Annotated in this window: 11 protein-coding genes; 5 read left to right on the forward strand and 6 right to left on the reverse strand. The window is 46.5% G+C overall.

Annotation, left to right across the window (positions count from 1 at the left end; genetic code table 11):
• Positions 1 to 251 precede the first annotated feature (251 nt).
• The 5 genes from mutA to DW640_RS00350 all read left to right on the forward strand — a co-directional run bounded on the left by mutA (position 252) and on the right by DW640_RS00350 (position 9,250).
• Positions 252 to 2,153 (forward strand): methylmalonyl-CoA mutase small subunit, encoded by a 1,902-nt coding sequence (mutA, locus tag DW640_RS00320; RefSeq protein ID WP_016268587.1) that lies wholly within the window; start codon positions 252 to 254, stop codon positions 2,151 to 2,153.
• A 1-nt stretch (position 2,154) separates the two neighbouring features.
• A complete protein-coding gene (scpA, locus tag DW640_RS00325; protein WP_008759796.1) occupies positions 2,155 to 4,302 on the forward strand; it encodes a methylmalonyl-CoA mutase in 2,148 nt (715 codons plus the stop codon).
• A gap of 152 nt (positions 4,303 to 4,454) precedes the next feature.
• Positions 4,455 to 6,617, forward strand: coding sequence for a DNA topoisomerase 3 (locus tag DW640_RS00330; RefSeq protein ID WP_048693927.1), 2,163 nt, complete (start codon positions 4,455 to 4,457; stop codon positions 6,615 to 6,617).
• An 828-nt stretch (positions 6,618 to 7,445) separates the two neighbouring features.
• Complete coding sequence (locus DW640_RS00345) at positions 7,446 to 8,573, forward strand: GyrI-like domain-containing protein (RefSeq protein WP_117576990.1); 1,128 nt, start codon at positions 7,446 to 7,448, stop codon at positions 8,571 to 8,573.
• A complete protein-coding gene (locus tag DW640_RS00350) occupies positions 8,570 to 9,250 on the forward strand; it encodes an epoxyqueuosine reductase (RefSeq protein ID WP_072066957.1) in 681 nt (226 codons plus the stop codon). The genes DW640_RS00345 and DW640_RS00350 overlap by 4 nt, the downstream gene beginning before the upstream one ends.
• 206 nt (positions 9,251 to 9,456) lie before the next feature.
• Here the strand turns inward: DW640_RS00350 and DW640_RS00355 are convergent, their stop codons facing one another.
• From DW640_RS00355 to DW640_RS00380, 6 genes are all read right to left on the reverse strand, one after another.
• A complete protein-coding gene (locus DW640_RS00355; RefSeq protein WP_117576821.1) occupies positions 9,457 to 12,231 on the reverse strand; it encodes a glycosyl hydrolase in 2,775 nt (924 codons plus the stop codon).
• Positions 12,231 to 13,634 (reverse strand): glycoside hydrolase family 28 protein, encoded by a 1,404-nt coding sequence (locus DW640_RS00360; protein WP_117576992.1) that lies wholly within the window; start codon positions 13,632 to 13,634, stop codon positions 12,231 to 12,233. The genes DW640_RS00355 and DW640_RS00360 overlap by 1 nt, the downstream gene beginning before the upstream one ends.
• 89 nt (positions 13,635 to 13,723) lie before the next feature.
• Positions 13,724 to 14,314 (reverse strand): DUF4450 domain-containing protein, encoded by a 591-nt coding sequence (locus DW640_RS00365; protein ID WP_074856338.1) that lies wholly within the window; start codon positions 14,312 to 14,314, stop codon positions 13,724 to 13,726.
• Complete coding sequence (locus DW640_RS00370) at positions 14,265 to 15,785, reverse strand: glycoside hydrolase family 28 protein (RefSeq protein ID WP_016268561.1); 1,521 nt, start codon at positions 15,783 to 15,785, stop codon at positions 14,265 to 14,267. Before DW640_RS00370 ends, DW640_RS00365 begins: the two co-directional genes overlap by 50 nt.
• Positions 15,786 to 15,809: 24 nt before the next feature.
• A complete protein-coding gene (locus DW640_RS00375) occupies positions 15,810 to 17,048 on the reverse strand; it encodes a rhamnogalacturonan acetylesterase (protein WP_054959505.1) in 1,239 nt (412 codons plus the stop codon).
• A 17-nt stretch (positions 17,049 to 17,065) separates the two neighbouring features.
• Positions 17,066 to 19,942, reverse strand: coding sequence for a sugar-binding domain-containing protein (locus tag DW640_RS00380; RefSeq protein ID WP_117576823.1), 2,877 nt, complete (start codon positions 19,940 to 19,942; stop codon positions 17,066 to 17,068).
• Between the last annotated feature and the right edge of the window lie 221 nt (positions 19,943 to 20,163).

The raw sequence follows: 20,163 nt of genomic DNA on the forward strand, positions 1-20,163 counted from the left end.
AATCAAATAAAAGGAGAACTAAAAATGAAGAATGAAGAATTTGCTTCGTTTAGCCTTAAGTTGCACGGAGATTCTTCATTCTTAGTTTATCATTCTTCATTTTCTCTCTGTAACCTGTAGTGCGAATTTTTTCTAAAAAGAAGAATCGTTCGAACTTATTAATTATATTTGCAAGTCGAACGACTGACATTTAGAAAGAGACAAATAAAAATAAAGACAATATTAATTCTTGTTTTAATTTTAAATAAACTATGGCAGACAAAAAAGAAAAACTCTTCTCAGACTTTTCTCCTGTCTCCACCGAACAATGGATGGAGAAGGTTACAGCCGACTTGAAAGGTGCTGATTTTGAGAAGAAGCTCGTTTGGAAGACAAACGAAGGGTTCAAAGTGAAACCTTTCTACCGGATGGAAGATCTGGAGGGTTTGAAAACTACAGATGCACTTCCCGGAGAATTTCCTTATCTGAGAGGAACCAAGAAGAACAATAATGAGTGGTTGGTTCGTCAGGAAATCAAAGTAGAATGCCCGAAGGAAGCCAATGCCAAAGCACTGGATATTCTGAACAAAGGTGTTGACTCACTTTCTTTCCACGTAAAAGCAAAGGAACTCAATGCGGAATACATTGAAACACTGTTGAATGATATTCAGGCTGAATGTGTAGAACTGAACTTCTCTACTTGTCAGGGACATGTGGTTGAATTGGCCGGTCTGCTGGTAGCTTATTTCCAGAAGAAGGATTATGATGTGAAGAAACTGAGAGGTTCTGTCAATTATGACTTCTTTAACAAGATGCTGACTCGCGGTAAAGAAAAAGGCGATATGGTTCAAACTGCCAAAGCCCTGATCGAAGCTATCCAACCGCTTCCTTTCTATCGTGTACTGAATGTAAATGCAATCTCGCTGAACAATGCCGGAGCTTACATTTCTCAGGAACTGGGCTATGCATTGGCATGGGGTAATGAATACATGAACCAGCTGACAGACGCAGGTATCCCTGCTGCTACAGTAGCCAAGAAAATTAAGTTCAACTTCGGTATCAGTTCCAACTACTTCCTTGAAATTGCAAAATTCCGTGCAGCACGTATGCTGTGGGCAAACATTGTAGCTTCTTACCATCCTGAATGCTTGCGTGATTGCGATAATAAGGGGGCTAATGGAGAATGTCGTTGTGCTGCGAAGATGGCGGTTCATGCCGAAACTTCCACTTTCAATCTTACTTTGTTTGACGCTCATGTGAACTTGCTTCGTACACAGACTGAAGCGATGAGTGCTGCATTGGCAGGTGTGGATTCAATGACAGTCGTTCCGTTCGATAAGACCTATTCGACTCCGGATGAATTCTCTGAACGCCTTGCACGTAACCAGCAGTTGCTACTGAAAGAAGAATCTCATTTTGATAAAGTGATAGACCCGGCTGCCGGTTCTTATTATATCGAGAACCTGACAGTGTCTATCGCTAAACAAGCGTGGGAACTCTTCCTTGCCGTAGAAGAGGCAGGCGGTTTCTATGCTGCACTGAAAGCCGGTACAGTTCAGGCAGCAGTGAACGAAAGCAACAAGGCTCGTCATAAGGCAGTTGCTCAACGTCGCGAAGTGCTACTGGGTACCAACCAGTTCCCGAACTTCAATGAAAAAGCAGGCGAGAAACAGCCGATAGAAGCTAAATGCTGCTGCGGAGGTGATGCTCATACTTGCGAGAAAGATGTGGATACTTTGGTATTTGACCGTGCTGCCAGCGAATTTGAGGCGTTGCGTCTTGAAACGGAAGCTTCCGGCAAACGTCCGAAAGCATTCATGCTGACTATCGGTAATCTGGCTATGCGTCAGGCACGTGCGCAATACTCTTGCAACTTCCTCGCTTGTGCCGGATATGAAGTTATTGACAACCTCGGATTCGAAACGGTGGAAGCCGGAGTAGAAGCTGCTATGGCTGCTAAAGCTGACATTGTAGTTCTCTGTTCAAGCGATGACGAATATGCGGAATATGCGGTGCCGGCTTTCAAAGCATTGGACGGCCGTGCTATGTTTATCGTAGCAGGTGCTCCCGCCTGTATGGATGAACTGAAAGCAGCAGGTATCGAGAACTTCATCCACGTGCGTGTCAACGTATTGGATACCTTGAAAGAGTTTAACGCCAAACTATTGAAGTAAGATGAGAAAAGATTTTAAAAACTTAGATATATATGCTGCATTTCAGCCCGCTAACGGTGCTGAATGGCAAAAGGCTAACGGTATTTCCGCTGATTGGAATACACCGGAACACATTGACGTGAAGCCTGTTTATACAAAAGAGGACCTCGAAGGAATGGAACACCTCGGCTATGCTGCCGGACTTCCTCCTTATCTGCGTGGTCCGTATTCAGTGATGTACACTCTTCGCCCCTGGACTATCCGTCAGTACGCCGGATTCTCTACTGCCGAAGAATCAAATGCTTTCTATCGCCGTAACCTGGCTTCCGGTCAGAAAGGTTTGTCCGTAGCATTTGACTTGGCTACTCACCGCGGTTATGACCCCGATCACGAACGTGTGGTAGGTGACGTAGGTAAGGCTGGTGTATCTATCTGTTCACTCGAAAACATGAAAGTTTTGTTCGACGGTATTCCTTTGAGCAAGATGTCCGTGTCTATGACGATGAACGGTGCGGTACTTCCGATTATGGCATTCTATATTAATGCAGGTCTGGAACAGGGTGCTAAACTCGAAGAAATGGCCGGTACTATCCAGAATGATATTCTGAAAGAGTTCATGGTGCGTAATACCTATATCTATCCGCCTGCATTCTCTATGAAGATTATTTCCGATATCTTCGAATATACTTCGCAGAAGATGCCTAAGTTCAACTCCATCTCTATCTCCGGTTACCACATGCAGGAAGCAGGTGCGACGGCAGATATCGAGCTGGCTTATACATTGGCCGACGGTCTGGAATATCTGCGTGCCGGAACAGCGGCAGGTATCGATATCGACGCATTCGCTCCCCGTCTGTCTTTCTTCTGGGCGATTGGTACCAATCACTTCATGGAAATCGCGAAGATGCGTGCTGCCCGTATGTTGTGGGCTAAGATTGTAAAACAATTCAATCCGAAGAATCCGAAGTCACTGGCATTGCGTACACACTCTCAGACTTCCGGCTGGTCGCTGACAGAACAAGACCCGTTCAATAACGTAGGACGTACTTGTATCGAAGCCATGGCTGCCGCTTTGGGACATACACAGTCTTTGCATACCAATGCGCTGGATGAGGCTATTGCCCTTCCGACAGACTTCTCCGCACGTATTGCCCGTAATACTCAGATTTATATTCAGGAAGAAACCTATATCTGTAAGAACGTTGACCCATGGGGCGGTTCTTACTACGTAGAAGCTCTGACCAACGAACTGGCTCACAAGGCTTGGGAACGTATCGAGGAAGTAGAAAAACTGGGTGGTATGGCGAAAGCTATCGAGACAGGTATTCCTAAGATGCGTATCGAAGAGGCTGCCGCACGTACGCAGGCCCGTATCGACAGCGGTTCTCAGACTATTGTCGGTGTGAACAAATATCGTTTGGAAAAAGAAGCTCCGATTGATATCCTTGAGATTGATAACACGGCAGTTCGTCTTGAGCAGATCGAGAACCTGAAACGTTTGAAAGAAGGACGTAACCAGGCAGAAGTGGACAAAGCACTGGCAGCCATCACCGAATGCGTGGAGACCGGTAAGGGTAACTTGCTGGAACTGGCTGTAGAAGCTGCTCGTGTTCGTGCAACGCTGGGTGAAATCTCCTATGCTTGCGAAAAGGTTGTAGGACGTTATAAAGCAATAATTAGAACAATATCAGGCGTGTATTCATCAGAAAGTAAAAACGATGGCGACTTCAAGCGTGCATGTGAACTGGCTGAGAAGTTTGCTAAGAAAGAGGGACGTCAACCTCGTATTATGGTTGCGAAGATGGGACAGGACGGTCACGACCGTGGTGCCAAAGTGGTAGCAACCGGTTATGCAGACTGTGGCTTCGACGTAGACATGGGACCATTGTTCCAGACTCCGGCGGAAGCTGCCCGCGAAGCTGTAGAAAATGACGTTCACGTAGTAGGTGTTTCTTCATTGGCTGCCGGACACAAGACATTGATTCCGCAGATCATGGAAGAACTGAAAAAGCTGGGTCGTGAAGATATCGTGGTAATTGCCGGCGGTGTTATCCCTGCACAGGATTATGACTTCCTGTATAAGGCAGGTGTAGCTGCTATTTTCGGTCCCGGTACTCCGGTAGCGAAGGCTGCTTGCCAGATTCTGGAAATCCTGATGGATGAAGAATAAGTACGGAATTTAATCATTTTTTCTATTTTTTTTATCCCGCCTTATAGCTCCATTCGGGCTGAAGGCGGGATGTTTTTTTCGTCTTTATGCGGTCAGTGAGAAATAATCATGTAACTTTGTAGACTGTTAGTATAAAAACAAGAAGAGAAAAAATGATAGTTTGCATAGCCGAAAAGCCGTCTGTAGCACGTGATATAGCCGAAGTACTCGGCGCTCATACAAGAAAAGAAGGGTATATAGAAGGAAACGGATACCAGGTAACTTGGACATTCGGTCATCTTTGTACCTTGAAAGAGCCGCATGAATACACCCCTAACTGGAAATCATGGAACTTGGGTAGCTTACCGATGATTCCACCACGGTTCGGCATCAAGCTGATAGAGAACCCTACTTACGAAAAGCAGTTTCACATTATCGAGGGACTGATGCAGAATGCAGATGAAATCATCAACTGCGGTGATGCCGGCCAAGAAGGAGAATTGATCCAGCGTTGGGTGATGCAGAAGGCAGGTGCCCGCTGTCCGGTGAAACGTCTTTGGATTTCTTCGCTGACAGAAGAGGCGATCCGCGAAGGATTTGCCAAACTAAAGGATCAGTCCGACTTTCAATCACTGTATGAAGCGGGACTTTCCCGTGCAATGGGCGACTGGTTGCTGGGAATGAATGCTACCCGTCTTTATACTATCAAATACGGTCAGAACAAACAAGTGCTTTCCATCGGCCGTGTGCAGACTCCTACGCTGGCATTGATTGTCAACCGCCAACTGGAGATCGCCAACTTCCAGCCGAAACAATACTGGGAACTGAAAACAAATTATCGTGATACCACCTTTTCTGCTCTGATCCGTAAAAGCGATGAAGAAATTGCTGCGGAAGAAGAAAAGAGTGGCGGAAAGAAGAAGATAGACAATCCCGGCATCGACCCTATCGCCAACCGGGAGGAGGGGGAAGCGCTGGTGGAACGCATAAAAGACCTTCCGTTCATTGTCACCAATGTCGGCAAGAAGGATGGAAAGGAATATGCTCCGCGTCTGTTCGACCTGACTTCCCTTCAGGTAGAGTGTAATAAGAAGTTTGCCTATTCCGCTGATGAAACGCTGAAGCTGATTCAGTCGCTTTATGAAAAGAAAGTGGCTACTTATCCGCGTGTCGATACCACTTTCTTGAGTGACGATATTTATCCGAAGTGTCCCGGAATATTGAAAGGCCTTCGGGACTATGAGGTGCTGACTGCTCCTTTGGCAGGTGCTTCATTGCCTAAATCGAAAAAGGTATTTGATAATTCGAAGGTAACAGATCACCATGCCATTATCCCTACAGGCGTTTATGCACAGAATCTGACGGATATGGAACGTCGTGTCTATGACCTGATAGCCCGTCGTTTTATAGCGGTGTTCTATCCCGATTGTAAGATTTCTACCACTACCGTGATGGGTGAAGTGGACAAGATAGAATTTAAAGTAACCGGCAAACAGATTCTGGAGCCGGGATGGCGTGTCGTTTTTGCCAAAGATGTGAAAGATACTTCCGAAGAAAAAGAGGAAGAGGATGAAAATGTACTTCCTGCTTTTGTCAAGGGGGAAAGTGGTCCTCATGTTCCGGACTTGAATGAGAAGTGGACGCAACCGCCCAGACCTTATACGGAAGCAACATTGCTTCGTGCGATGGAAACAGCTGGAAAGTTGGTGGATAATGACGAACTCCGTGATGCTCTGAAGGAGAATGGTATCGGTCGGCCGTCTACCCGTGCCGCCATTATCGAGACGTTGTTCAAGCGAAACTATATCCGCAAGGAAAGAAAGAACCTGATAGCCACCCCTACGGGAGTGGAACTGGTACAGATTATCCACGAAGAACTGCTGAAATCTGCGGAACTGACCGGTATATGGGAAAAGAAACTACGTGAGATTGAAAAGAAGACTTACGATGCCCGTCAATTCCTCGAAGAACTGAAGCAAATGGTATCTGAAATCGTGATGAGCGTACTTTCAGATAATACGAACCGACGTATCACTATTCAGGAGGCAGTTGCCCAAACGGAAGAAAAGGCAAAGAAAGAACCTAAGAAGCGTGAGCGTAAAGCAAGTGCTCCCAAAGAAAAGAAGGCGAAAGCAGAATCGAAAGTTCCTGCATCTTCTCCGTCTCCTGCTTCGATTCCTTCTGCTCCTGCCTCTGCTCCGGCTACAGGTAATGCAGATACTTTTGTCGGACAACCGTGTCCGGTTTGTGGTAAGGGAACCATCATTAAAGGGAAGACAGCTTATGGATGTTCGGAATGGAGAAATGGATGTACTTATCGAAAGAATTTCGAATAGTTTGTGGACAGTGTCTCACATAACAGTGATTTCTCTTTTTTTCTTATAAAAAGAGTCCCTTTTTTCTGTTCGCACCATAAGGAATTAGATAACAGTTTTGCTCTCATGCTCTAACAATTTGTCTGTATCCCTTTATTCATCGATGTTTTAGGGGTGGTAGCAAGCGTGGTGGCAAGTATGAGAGCAAACGGTTGCTCTCACTCTATCTCGTCTTGATTAATATCGTTTTTGTAATGTTATCTTTTGGTATACAGGATGTTAATATCTGATGTGTCAACTATTAACGTTTGATTTTTAAGCTATTAATAGTTGAGAAATCAGGTATTAAAGACTGATAACTCATGTATTATTGATCAATAAATGAGTTAATGCTTCCTATCATTTCTTATAATGGAACCTGTCGTTTCCCGGTGAGGGAACGGGCGTTCCTTTTAATGGAAACGACCGTTCCTTTTAAAGGGACTGGCATTTCCTCCGAGGAAACTAACGCCTCCGAGGAAACATACAGAAATAACCACCGAATGCGATGAAGATAATAATTGCAGTTTGCACGAGAAGAATTAGGATAGAATTGACAACATAGACACAAGACAGGTATGAGAGCAAACGTTTGCTCTCATACCTGCTACCACACTTGCTACCATACTTGAAACAACGATGAATAAAGGGATGCAGACAAATTGTTAGAGCATGAGAGCAAAAACGCATTCAAATTACGTGGGGAGATATGCAGAACCAATAAAAAGCAAATTAAAACGAAAGAAGGCTATTTATGGTAACTTTTTGCATAACATATTGGTTAACTTTGCACTCAATAATAAAAAACTTATGAACATCAATTCTGAAACAAAATATTGCCAGACTTGCGGAATACCTTTGGATATTGATTATACCAATCTGAAGGCAGACCAAAATGAGGAATATTGTGATTACTGTCTGAAAAATGGAGTTAAACTGTATGACTTCTCAATGGATTATCTTATCTACCTTTGGGGACTTTTTCCCGAAGAATACTATAAAGAAGTCGGCATACGCCATACTTCGTCGGAGTTGAGAGAAATTATGTCCAGACGGTTACCTGAAATTAAAAGATGGAAGCAAAAAATTAATACCGCTCACATACAATACGAATTGGTGATCAGAGTTCAAGAATATATCAACTGTCATTTATTTGATGACCTTGATTCTGAAAAGTTATCCCAAATTGTATGCATTTCCAAGTATCATTTCCGCCGACTTTTTAAAGCAGTTTGCGGTGATAGCCTTGGGAATTACATCCAACGATTAAGATTGGAGTACATTGCTTTTAAGTTAATATCCACCAATATAAGTGTCCCAGAGATTCTTAGTCAAATCAATTATCAGAATAAACATACGCTTTCAAGGGTATTCAAAAACTACTTTAATTGCTCTATACCTGAATTTTGTAAAAGACATTCAAATGCCTGTTCTGAAGGCAAGAATCCAATACAGATTGAACCAAGTATTGAAAGAGTGCCTCATACACGGATTGCATATTTAAAATTAGAGAGAACACATCATGCCAGCCATAGCTTTTCTGTTTTATGGAAACAGGTGCTACAATTTTCTGAAAGCTATGAATTATTATCAAAAGGATGTAAGTATGTGAGCCTGACTCTTGATTATCCTTTTATCACGCTTGAAGAACAAAGTCGTTTTATGGTTGGAGTAACATTACCACAATCATTTAAAATTCCGAAGGGGTTCGGTGTTTATGAAGTTCCTGCGGGTGAATATGCTATATTCCGTTTTAAAGGACTATACCATGAACTGAATAGGGTATATCGTTATATTTATCTTGACTGGCTACCTGCAAATGATTATAGCTTGCGAGAACCATTTACTTTTGAGACTTATATCAATACACCCGAAAAAACTCCGGTTTCGGAACTAATCACAGATATTTATCTCCCTGTCAAAAAGAAAGAAATATGAATAAAGAAATAGAGAATGAATTGAAAAAGTCAAGGGTCGATTTTGTTCATTTCGTAGATATATCCAAGTTGACCAATAGGCAGAATAGAGGTTTGCCATGTGCTATATTAATAGGAATCGCAATAAGTCCGAAGTTTGTAAAAGATGTATTTAATAATCCGGATTATAAACCTGCTCTTGAAGATGAGTATGTGAAAACTGAAAATAGAGTGGGAGAAGTAACAGACGAGTTAGCTGAATTTCTTGTCAGAAAAGGGTATAAAGCTCTTTCACAATCTGATGCGGGACTTTTGGCAGAAGGAGTGTTTAATTTTGAAACGAAGGAGTCGGTTTTACCTCACAAGACAGTAGCGCAACTTAGCGGATTAGGATGGATTGGGAAAAACAATCTGTTTATTACTCCTGAATATGGTGCAGCGCAATGTCTTGGTACCGTTTTGACTGATGCCCCGTTAGATACTGTATCGTATGCCTCTATTTCCCCGAAGTGTGGTAATTGTAACATTTGTAGGGATATATGCGAAAGAAATGTATTGAAAGGAACCACCTGGAATATAACAATTTCAAGAGATGATATAATTGATGTATATGGATGCAGTACCTGTTTGAAATGTCTTGTGCATTGTCCTTGGACGCAGAAATACGTAAACTTTAAAAGCAGGCTTTTAAAGCCATAGAAGAACTAGCCTGACTATTTCATTTATAGATTAAAATAACAGGTATAGATTAAAATAACAGGCTGAAAAGAGGCTGACTAAAAAGTCGGTTCTATCTCTATTCTCCTCCTTCGGGAAGGAGGGGAATTGGAGATACTACTGACTTTTTAGTCAGGCCCGAACTATATTGCCTTATCTTGAACTGAAAGTAGATTTAAATAATAACTTTAGTGTGTCTTGAAAGATAAATAATCTACCGGAATCAGCCGGACCTCGCTATTTAATCCCGAAGGCATGGGAGCCCAGTGACCATAGTTGGCCGGACGATAATTCAGATCGACAATATTGATTTCTTTAAATTTGCGCCACTGCACTCCCTGCCTGTCCAGTTCGGCTATCCGGTTGGCAGGGAGGTTAGTGACTTCTATCTCGATGTGGTTTTTTCCTGATTTCAGCAGATGACCTACTCGTAGCTGATAAGGTACTGCCCATGCGCAGCCCGCTTCCTGACCGTTGATCCGGACACGGGCACTTTCGCGTACGTCTCCCAAGTCGAGTACCCAGTCATCGGCTTGCAGAGCGGGCAATTCGATATCCAATGAATAAACACCGCTGCCCATGTTAATCTTGGCTGCCGGATGGTCGATGCCTGTCCATGAGCAAGGGCGGTCGATGTCGAACGTACCCTTTATCTCCGGTTCGCTTTCGGCGAAGTGTAGTTTCCAGCCATGATCCAGGCTGAGGCTGAACGGTTGTTCCTGAATATAGTTCCAGGGCCGGGCAGCTTGCAGCGGCTGTTGATAAGTCTGCAAAATCACCGATTCACCGGATTTCAGTTGGAGGTAGACTTGTGTCTGTTCTCCGGTCTGACGTACCTTTGCTTCTCCGCATTCTCCGGTCATGGGATTGAAGAGGGCAGCAGCTTCGGCTTTGGTTCCCAGTGTCACCCAATCATTCACTCCTTTATCTTGGAGAGAAGAGATAAAGTAATGGTGTCCGCTATCGTTCACCCTGCGGATGGCTTGCAGTCCGAACTTGGTTTTCATTTCTTCCTGAGGAATATTACAACTTGCTAAAGTACGCGCATAATCCGTACCTGTAATAATCTTGCCTTTGCCTACCGGAGTAACCGTTGTTTCGGAGAATGAAATGGAAGGTAACTTTTGCAGCGTCTGCTGATAAGTCTTGCGCTTCTGTTCCAGTTGACCGTATCCCGGTACGTCCGTCGGATAGTTTTCGAGGAATACGATAGTGGCTCCCTGTTGTGCCAGTTTCAGCAGATGAGCCAGAACGTCATTCGGCATCAAATGGGCGGCGGGTACGACCAGCGCTTTGTAACCGGTTCCGCCGGAAGTGATGAGCTGTCCGTCTTTGAAACGGGTGCTGCGGATAAAGTTGTCCGAGATATAGTCTCCGTCATATCCGCTGTTATTGATACGGTGGATGGCATCTATAAATTTCGGGGCAAGCTTGGCCATGTGATGAATGCTGAATAGGAGCAAACGTCCCGGTTGCTCATCCCACATATCATAGACAGGCAGATAAATAAGGAAATCATTATCCGGTTTACCCATTTGCAGGAAACTCTGGCAACGGGTGATATAATCGAAGAACGAAGGGGCATCGTGCCAGATACTGTTCGTCGGGTTCATATTGATAGAGGCGTAAAACAACCATCCCGGCCATTCGGCTTCTTTCGGCGAATAAGGAGTGCCGTGAAAGAACATATGATTAATGCCGGAGACGAACATCAGGTCCATATCCGGTTTGCATTGCGACAAAGAAGTGCGGAAATGCTCCGTCAGCCAGGTAAATGTTTCGGTAGAAGTATAAGGCTTCCCGGCGATATGTGCGGCAGAAGAGGCATATTTCAGCATCGACAAGTCCGAATCATTCTTTTTGGTTAATGAATCCTGACGTAATCCTTTGATATGAAATTGGGACAAACCGAATCCTTCACATTCGGGGATGTCTACGGCTGCGTAGACATCGATCAGGTTGGCAGGCGATCCGTGTGCCTGATTACGGGTGATGCTGCCATTCTTGTGTGCCCAGTCCGTCCATTGACGGGTGAAGTTCTCCAGCAATAAGTCGGAGATCGTCTCCCGATAGTCGGATACGATGCGGCGGCTGACTTCCGGACGGCTTTCATCCAGAAACTCCGGAAAATGTTCTTCCAACTTATATCCCCGTTTGCGGGCGAACTGATCCAGAAAGTCTTCTGTCCAGTCTGCCTGATAGACTTCGTAAGAGTCGTTGAAGAATGTATGCGGATAACTCGTCTTGCTGCTTTTGAAAGCACGGTCAAATCGGGAGAGATAGTTCTTGACGGCAGTCTTGGAAAGATGGTTCATCACGTATCCTTCCCCTCCGGGGGCGGCACGTTTCACTTTCTGACGTGTCTTGCTGTTATAAAGCGCTATCACTTTCCATTTTCCGGCAGGGGCTTTCCATTCCAGTTTGTCTTTCCTGACGTGGGAAGTAAGGTTGATGCAGCGTCCATTTTCGTCGTATGCCATCACACGACTTAAGACAGAATAAGGTTGCTGCTTCTTGTCTGTCACATTGATATTTTGCACGATTTCCTGGCCTCCTTCTATATCATAAGTCTGGAAGATGGCTTTGCTTGCCGCGTCTTCGATGCTGACTTCCGGTCCTCCGAAGGGCCATCCCGTTCCGGTGTTCATATCGATCTCGATGCCGGTGCGTTTTCCTTCCGCCTGTGTGTGTTTGAGGACTTCCATCCAGCGGGGAGAAAGGAACTGAATATCGTTGGCGTCATTGCCCTGTACACCATAGATAGGAGTGATTTCTACGGCGCCCATGCCGGCACGTGCGTATTCTTCCAGATTGTAAGTCAGGTTCTTTTCATCGACAGCGCTTCCCAGCCACCACCATCTGGTGCCGGGACGGGCTTCTGCCGGGGTATCCGGCCACTGTTGCGCTTGTATGCTTCCACCTGCTGCGAGCATACAGAGGAGTATCAGTTGTTTCTTGTTCATTATTCTTGGGGTGTATGATAGTATTCAATGTTTTCTGCGTCGTCGGTCACAAAGAGCGGGCGTCCGTCCGGCTGTGCAAAGTGGAAGCGGACACCGTCGAAAGTTATGTTCTTTGCGTGACGGATATAAAATCCTTTGGCGGGAATCGTACCGAACATCCAGGGTTCGGGATATACTTTCTCCTGTTCGGGTGGAGTGTGCTTGCCGTCTTCTTCGCTGTATCCACCTTTATAATATAGGTGAATATTGCGGAAAGTAACATCTTCGATAGATGCACCGGGGACACCGCTGATAATGGAAGAATACCGGCTGTCAGCGTTCCATACATTGATGTCGCTGATCAGAATACGCTTCATGGTGCCTATGGGTGTCCCTTCCGGACTGCGCATGCGCGCACCCAGCCGGAGGAAGATAGGAGCGTTGACAATATCCCTCATGGTGATATTGCTGATAACGATGTCTTCCAGATGACCGCCGTCTACGGTTTCGAGCGCCAGTCCCCGACAATGTTCGAAGATACAGTTGGTGAGGACGATGTTGCGGAAGCCTCCGCTGCTTTCCGTGCCTAACTTGATACGTCCGGTACGGTATCCGTGGTCGGGGGCCTGCGGTTCGTCGAGTTGCCAGCTGCCGTCCAGTACGCTTCCCTTGTCGAAGCCGCTGACGTAGCAGTCGCTGATAGTAACGTTCTCCGTATCTTTGAAACGTCCCAGCGCATAAGAGGCTTTCAGAACGATGGCGTCATCCCACGGGGAGTTAACCGTGCATTGGCTGATGCGTACGTTGCGGCAGCAGTCAATGTCGAATCCGTCCCGGTTGGTATCTACTTTCAGGTTAAGCAGGGTAAGGTGTTCCACACCGGTGGCAAGCAGGGCGAAGTGTCCGCAATGGAGCATGGAGAAGTCTTTCAACGTGACATTCCGGCAATCCTTGAGGCTGATCGCTTTGTTGCCTACACCCGGCAGGCGGCTTTCTTCGCGGGTCAGTCCTTTGCCGTAGATCAGTCCCGGACCGCTGATGGTGATGTTTTCCAGACCGATTCCCCAGATCAGGGAGTTCTTCCAGTGGCTGTGACCGAAGTCCTGGTATTTATTATGCTCATTGGGTTCCGCCATGTCGTATCCTTTGTCCTTTTCCGGAAAGGCTGCGATGATGCGTGCGCCTTGTTCCAGATAGAGGTGGATATTACTTTTCAGCCGGATAGAATAACAGGCATATTCTCCGGCAGGCAGGTATACGGTACCTCCGCCTTCTTGTGCGGCAGCTTCGATGGTACGGTTGATGGCGGGAGAGTCAATAGCCTTTCCGTCCGCTTTTGCTCCGAAGTCTCTGACGTTATAGATTGCTGCCTGCATATACAGGCAACCGGTCAGTAGGCTGAGTAACAGATATATTCTTTTCATCTTTGTATGGATTTGAGCTAAATGATAATCAATAGTATCTCCATTCTCCTCCTTCCCGAAGGAGGAGAATGGAGATACTACTGTTTTATTCATTTTTTACTATGTTTAAGTTCATCAATCTTTGCAAAAAGATCCGGCAACATAAAATAATTATAATCTGCTCGTGCATTTTGCTCGTAGAAACAGAAATAAAGTTTACTGTTTGCTGCGAGCGGGCAGCGCCCTGCGAGGACGGGACGGTCTGTTCGTTTCCCCGATTCATAAAGCAAGAGGGGAGTCTTGTCCTGATGGCCGTTACTCAAACGGATATCGTCGGTGGGAGTGACTGCCTGCAAGGTGCGGAGTTTCATACTTTCACCATAATAACAGGTGAAGGCTTGTCCTTCTACGCTGAACACGTTTATATCCATGTCCGGCTGACAGTCTCCGAAGCTCCAGAATAAGATGTTGGCCTGCTGCAAGGAGGTGACCGCTACTTCGAGAATAAAGCCGCGGGTATCCGGCAGGGCTTTCCACCGGAAAGCGATTCCTTTCACATTTTCCTGAGGAGCCAGCCAGTGACTGTCGGTTCCTTTCGATATTCCCAGACGGAAAGTTCCGGCGGGAGGAGTCAGTTGCTGCGCCTGTACGTTAATGAGGCAAATTGCCAGCAGTACGACGGTCAGTAGTTGTTTTAACATAGTCGAAGTGGATATTACTTTGTTCATTTTCCTTTAGTACAATAGCATCTTTGTCTTTGACGTCCAATGTTATTTCCGATAGATTAAAGTTTCTCGTATAGCAGATTTTCCCCGGTTTATTGGTCTGCGCTTCGATGCCGTAAAGATAGAAGTTTTCCAGACGCAATGTATCATTCCAGCCCGAAGCGGAGATAAATTCATCTACATTTTCCGCTTTTACCTGTGAGAGGTATATGTCACGGAATCGCGGATACCCTTTTTCGGGTGGTTCTACCGGAGTCAGCATCACTTTCCAGTGCTCCGGAATCTCCTTGCCCTCATATTCTTTGGGCAAAGTGCTGTAGCTGTAGCTCGGATTCCAGTTTAAATCCGCCGCCAATACCTGACGGACATTTTCTGCGCTGACACGGGTCATGTAGATATTCTCAATAGTTCCCCCACGGTTCATGGCACTTTTCAGTCGCAGCACGGTATACGTGCCGACAGCTTTAAGGTCATAGCCTAATACATTGCGGATGCTGCCGGAAGTTTCGCTGCCGCAGGTGATCAGTCCCGCTCCTTTGCGGGCTGTGCAGTTGCGCACTACCACATTCTCTGTCGGACGGTTCACACGCAGTCCGTCCGCGTCCCGTCCCGATTTGATACAAATATTGTCGTCGTTGCAGTCTACGTCACAGTTCTCGATCAGTATGTTGCAGGAGGAGTCGATGTCAATGCCGTCCGTGCTTGGGCCGTGGCCGCCGATGTTATTGTTGATAGTCAGTCCGTCTATGGTACAATAGTCGGAATAGAGAATCTGACATCCCCAGAATCCTGTGCGCATCAGGGTGAAACCGCTCAGTGTGATGTCCGAACTGCGTTCGACGAGGATTCCCCGTACACGTTTGCAGTCATAATCCACTATCCAGCGTAACCCTCTGGCTTCGTATTCTTTCCTCATTTCCCAGTATTTATCCCAGAAGACTTTTCCACGGCAGTCCAGTGTACCTTCTCCGCTGATGGCAGCGTTCTTCTCGTCGACAATGTTGATCACTGCTGCCGGCCATGTCATCTCTATCCCTGCTATGCGCGAACGGAATTCGGGATAATGGTGGATGTCGGGGCTGGCAAGCAGAGTCACCCCTTTGCCAATCTGCAGGTTTACGCCGCTTTTGACAAACAAGGCTCCTGTCTGGTAATACCCCGGTTGCAGGACAACCGTTCCTCCGCCGGAGACAGCGCAACTGTCGATTGCTTTCTGAATGGCCTCTGTGCTGAGTACGGTACTGTCTGCTACTGCGCCAAAGGAATTGGCGGATATAATCATCTTGTCTCCGGGAAGTTGGCGGCTGCCTACGCTGTCTGCCCACGATAAATCCGGTTGCTGAGGTACCTGCCCCCATTCGAAGCTGTTGCCGGCTTGTTTGGCAGGAGTGCACGCTATCATCAACGAGCCTGCCAGAAGTAGGGGAAGGAGGTTTTTAATTCTCATATAGTCTTTTAGTATAGGATTCTTTTAATTTCCATCCGGTTTCTCTATTTCCGTGAACGGTGAATCGTTCCAGTGGAAAGTATTCACATCGTCCGGATGTGCGGGATTGTATGCCGGGTCTATTTTCAGATGCTTCGCCAGTTCGGGAACGGCTTTCTTCATCCCTTCGATGACGCATTGGGCGATCTGATAGGCACCGTAAGGATTAAAGTGCGTATTGTCTGCAAAATTCCTGGTCTGTCCCGGATACGTTCCTGCTGGATAGTGGACGAAAGCACGTTTGGAAGTGTCCGGTCCCAGCGCCTCGTACAGGGTACGTGTCATTTCATTGAGATCGATCAGGGGAACATTCTCTTTGGCTGCCAGCCAGCGCATCGCTTCCGGATAGTCTTCGTGTGTGTCGCGGATATGTCCGTTGGCGTCGAAACTACGACGTTGGGTAGGAGTGACAAGCACCGGATGCGCTCCGCGTGCACGCGCTTCGTCAATGAATGTTTTCAGACTGGTCATGAAGGAGTAGTAAGCTCCTTTGCCCGGCCCTTTCTGCTTTTGGTCGTTGTGACCGAACTCCATAAAGAGATAGTCTCCTTTTTTGATCTGGCTTAAAGCCTTCGCCAGTCGTTTGGCTCCGATAAAGGTATTTGCCGATTCGCCGGATTCGGCATAATTGGCGATACAGACATCGGTGCCGAAGAAGTGAGGAATCATTTGTCCCCAGCTGGCCCAAGGCTCGTTGTCCTGATCGACTACCGTACTGTTGCCGCACAGGAATACGGTAATTACAGATGGGTCGGCAGGCTCGATACTGATGCTCTGACATACGGGAGCGTCACCGTTGAATTCCAGTGTCAGTTTGTCGTCCCAGTTCAGTTTCGTCTTTTCACGGGGTTTGATGCGTACCGATTCTTTGTCGGATATGCGTGGATTCCGTTTGTTGATGATAAATGTCTCCTCTGTGAACTGCCCTTTCCTGGTGGGCAGATTATCGATGAAAAGACGGCGTGATTCGCCTCGTACGGTAGTTACACCTGCCTGCTTCTTGCTTCCGAGGCGTACGGTTACTTTGTAGTTACCGTCCGGCACACGGACAGAAAAGAAGAAAGGTGCTTTGCTCCCTTTTTCGGGAGTGGGTGCAAGGTCATATCCGTAACCTGTTTCCTCGCTGTAGCGGGGGGCGTCTGCCAGTTGGAATGTGCGGGCTTGTTCCTGAGCGCTGATAGCTGTTGCTGTCAGCAGCAGAAGTCCGAGAAATGTTGTTTTCATATCAGTCATCAATTAGTTTAATTTATTTTCGGTTTTAGTTCGTCGGGTGAATCTTTGGTATAGGATTTCACGTCTCCCGCCACTTTGGTGAATAGTTCCTGAATCAGTTCCGGAGCGATATTCGCTGTCGGGCGGAAAGCATCGGAGTTCATATAGTCAAGGATGGCTTTATGCATCTGCCGGGCAACTACCCGTTTTTCCGGTTTCGAAGTGATGTCCATGCTGGTCATTATCAATTTGCCGTTCAGTACGTTGGCTTCGAACAACATTCCGATTTTCCGGTTGATAAACCAGGTGTCTATGCTCTGGATGGTCGGTTGGAATTCGGCCGGGAATCCGGTAAACTGCATGACCTGTGCTTTGTTCAGCAGTTCCCACCATTGCAGGTTGCTGTGATATTCGGTCGGGAATTCACGGAAAAGCGGATGATATTCGTTGAGGAAGATACCTGTGGTATGAGGCGGACGCATCTTGAACCAGGAAGTATTCCAGAAGACAGGAGTGAAGTATTGTTTCACTTCCTTGCCATACTGGATTTTTCCGGCTGCCGTGATCAATACGTTTCCTCCTTCTTGCAGGATGGAGATTGCTTTTGCGTCTAGTGTATCGGTGGTATATACGTCGCCCTGAGTCAGTTCTACCTGTGCGGGATATACCCAGAAGTCCCAGTCATTGACGGCATCGCTGCCTTCGATACGAATTTCCATATTCAGTTTCTGCGGTTTAGTGATTCCGCTTAGCTTCATGTCTACACTTCCTAGCGGACAAAGATTTCCGACTGGTATATTCTGAGTGCCTACAGTGCCGTGAGCGTATACTTTGCCATATTCATCCTTGATGCTGTATACCGTTTTGGCTTCCTGCAGAGGGGCTGCTCCGAAATGGGAAACTTCGATGTCGGCATGGAAAGCCTCGTCGTTGGTATATACGAATTTAGGAATACGTGCCAGCGGAACGGTCGGGCTGCAGAAACGTCTGAACTCATCTGCGTTGATATAGCCTTTTTCTTCAAAGAAGACATCCAGAAGACCTACTAATGCAGTTCCCTGACCGGAATAGTCGTTCAGTGCCAGCAACTGGAATCCTGCATAGTCGGGTGTACGCAATGTTTTCTCGATTTCGTGTTTGTAGCAGATTGCCTGAAGTTTGCCCGAAGCCATCATAAAGTCGTGCCCCATGCTGCCCATGTGATTATCATTCAGGATATCACGGAAGATTTCAAAGTTCTTGGCCTTGTTCACTCCGGTGTATTTACGTATCTCGCTGAAATTCGGGAATGCACACCATTGTCCCGTCTCATGAGAAACGTACGGTTGCTTCACGGAATCGATCTTGGCGCGGTAGTCGGACATACTTTCCGGTTGCGAGCCTGCCCAGCTAAGACCCCGTGCACCGGCTTTCACATGATATTGATTGTGGGGCTGCCATTGCCAGCTGCCTCCTACGGAAGCTCCTGTATATACATGGCGGGGGTCGGTCGCTTTCCAGTAATCAACGAATTTGCTTACCCAAGGTACCCAACGGCCCGAAGGTTCGTTGCCGCAAGCCAGCATGCAGTAAGAGGCGTAATTGCCGTATTCTTTGGTCAGAGCGATGGTTTCGTCCATCAGATATCTGTCAATCGGCTGCCCGTTGCCCAGTCTCGGACCGTGATTAGGCCAGCTGGGACCTTCGGGTTGCAGATAAAAACCAACGAGATCGGCAGCGATGAAGGCTGCTTCCGGTGGACAGAAAGAGTGGAAACGCATATGGTTTAATCCGTAGTTGCGGCAGATGCGGAAGACCCGTTCCCAGGAAGCTACGTCCATCGGTGCATAACCTGTAAGCGGGAAATCGCAGTTTTCCACTGTACCCCGGAGCATTGTCTTGCGTCCGTTGACGTAGAACCATTTGCCTTCTATCTTGAAATCACGCATACCGAACTGTACCTGTTTCTTTTCGGACTGCTTGCCGCTGTTCAGCGTGGCTGTCAGTTTGTAGAGTGCCGGATTGAACTCATCCCATGTCAGGAAGTCTTTTCCCATCGGTAGTTCCATTTCTACCCGGTTATCTCCTGCCTGAATACGGAAGGTCTGTTGAACAGGGAGGACGTTGTGGCGGGTATCCGTATTAAAGCTTTCGGCAGAAAGTGTTATTTCTCCTTTGGCAGAAGAAGAGGATTTTACATTCATGCGTACCAGCGCTTTCCCGTGACTCAGATCAGGATATACCTGTATATCGTCGAAATAGACTTTGGGAGTCGTCTGCAGTTCGATTTTACCTACGATTCCGTTCCAGTTGCCCTGTGTCTGGTCGGTGATGCTATGTGAATCCGGACCGACATTGATCTCTTTAATCCGGTTGTCAACCCGGATAGTGAGCCGGCACGGCTTGCCGGGAGTGACGGCCGAGGTCAGGTCGTATACATGAGGAACGCAAAGGCTGTTTTGCATACCGATTTCTTTCGTGTTTACCCATACGGTTGTTTCAATATGTGGGCGTTCCAGAAAGAGGAGAATTCTTTCCCCTTTCCAGGCGGATGGAATTGTCACTTTCTTTTGATACCAGGCGACACCTACATAGTGCTTGTCGGGAGTCAGGAAGAAAGGTAATTTGACTTGCCCTTCTATCCGGTATTTCTCCATGTAAGGATTGAAATAGTAAGAACTGTCATATAAACTTCCTGTCCATTGGGTACGTGCGGTAACATTGTCCCCTTTTAGCTTTTCGGGCATGGAACCGGGTAAATTGATGGATTCGTCGAGCGATTTATTGAACCATTGTTCTTTCATGCCCGCATCTTCCCGGTCGATCTGGAAATTCCATTTTCCGGATAGGCTGAAAGAGTGGTTTTGCCCTGCTACAGTCAGTACAGAGGCGAATACAATGGCAATACTTACTAAAAGTTGTTTCATGATATGTAGAATTGATATGTTTTTCACTACGTTTAAAAATCTGGTGCTAAAGTAGAGCTTTTGGGTAATCAATAAAATAGAAAGATGTACAGATACATAGAATATTGTATCAAAAACGGCTTTTATGGCGGTTGGTGTACGAAACTACATGAATATGACAATATATCCATCATCATTCATTTCTGAAATTTTGCAGGATGCCATATCTTTGCGAAGTAAAC

The sequence above is a fragment of the Bacteroides sp. AM23-12 genome, from assembly GCF_003434395.1.
In the GTDB taxonomy this organism is placed as follows: domain Bacteria; phylum Bacteroidota; class Bacteroidia; order Bacteroidales; family Bacteroidaceae; genus Bacteroides; species Bacteroides thetaiotaomicron.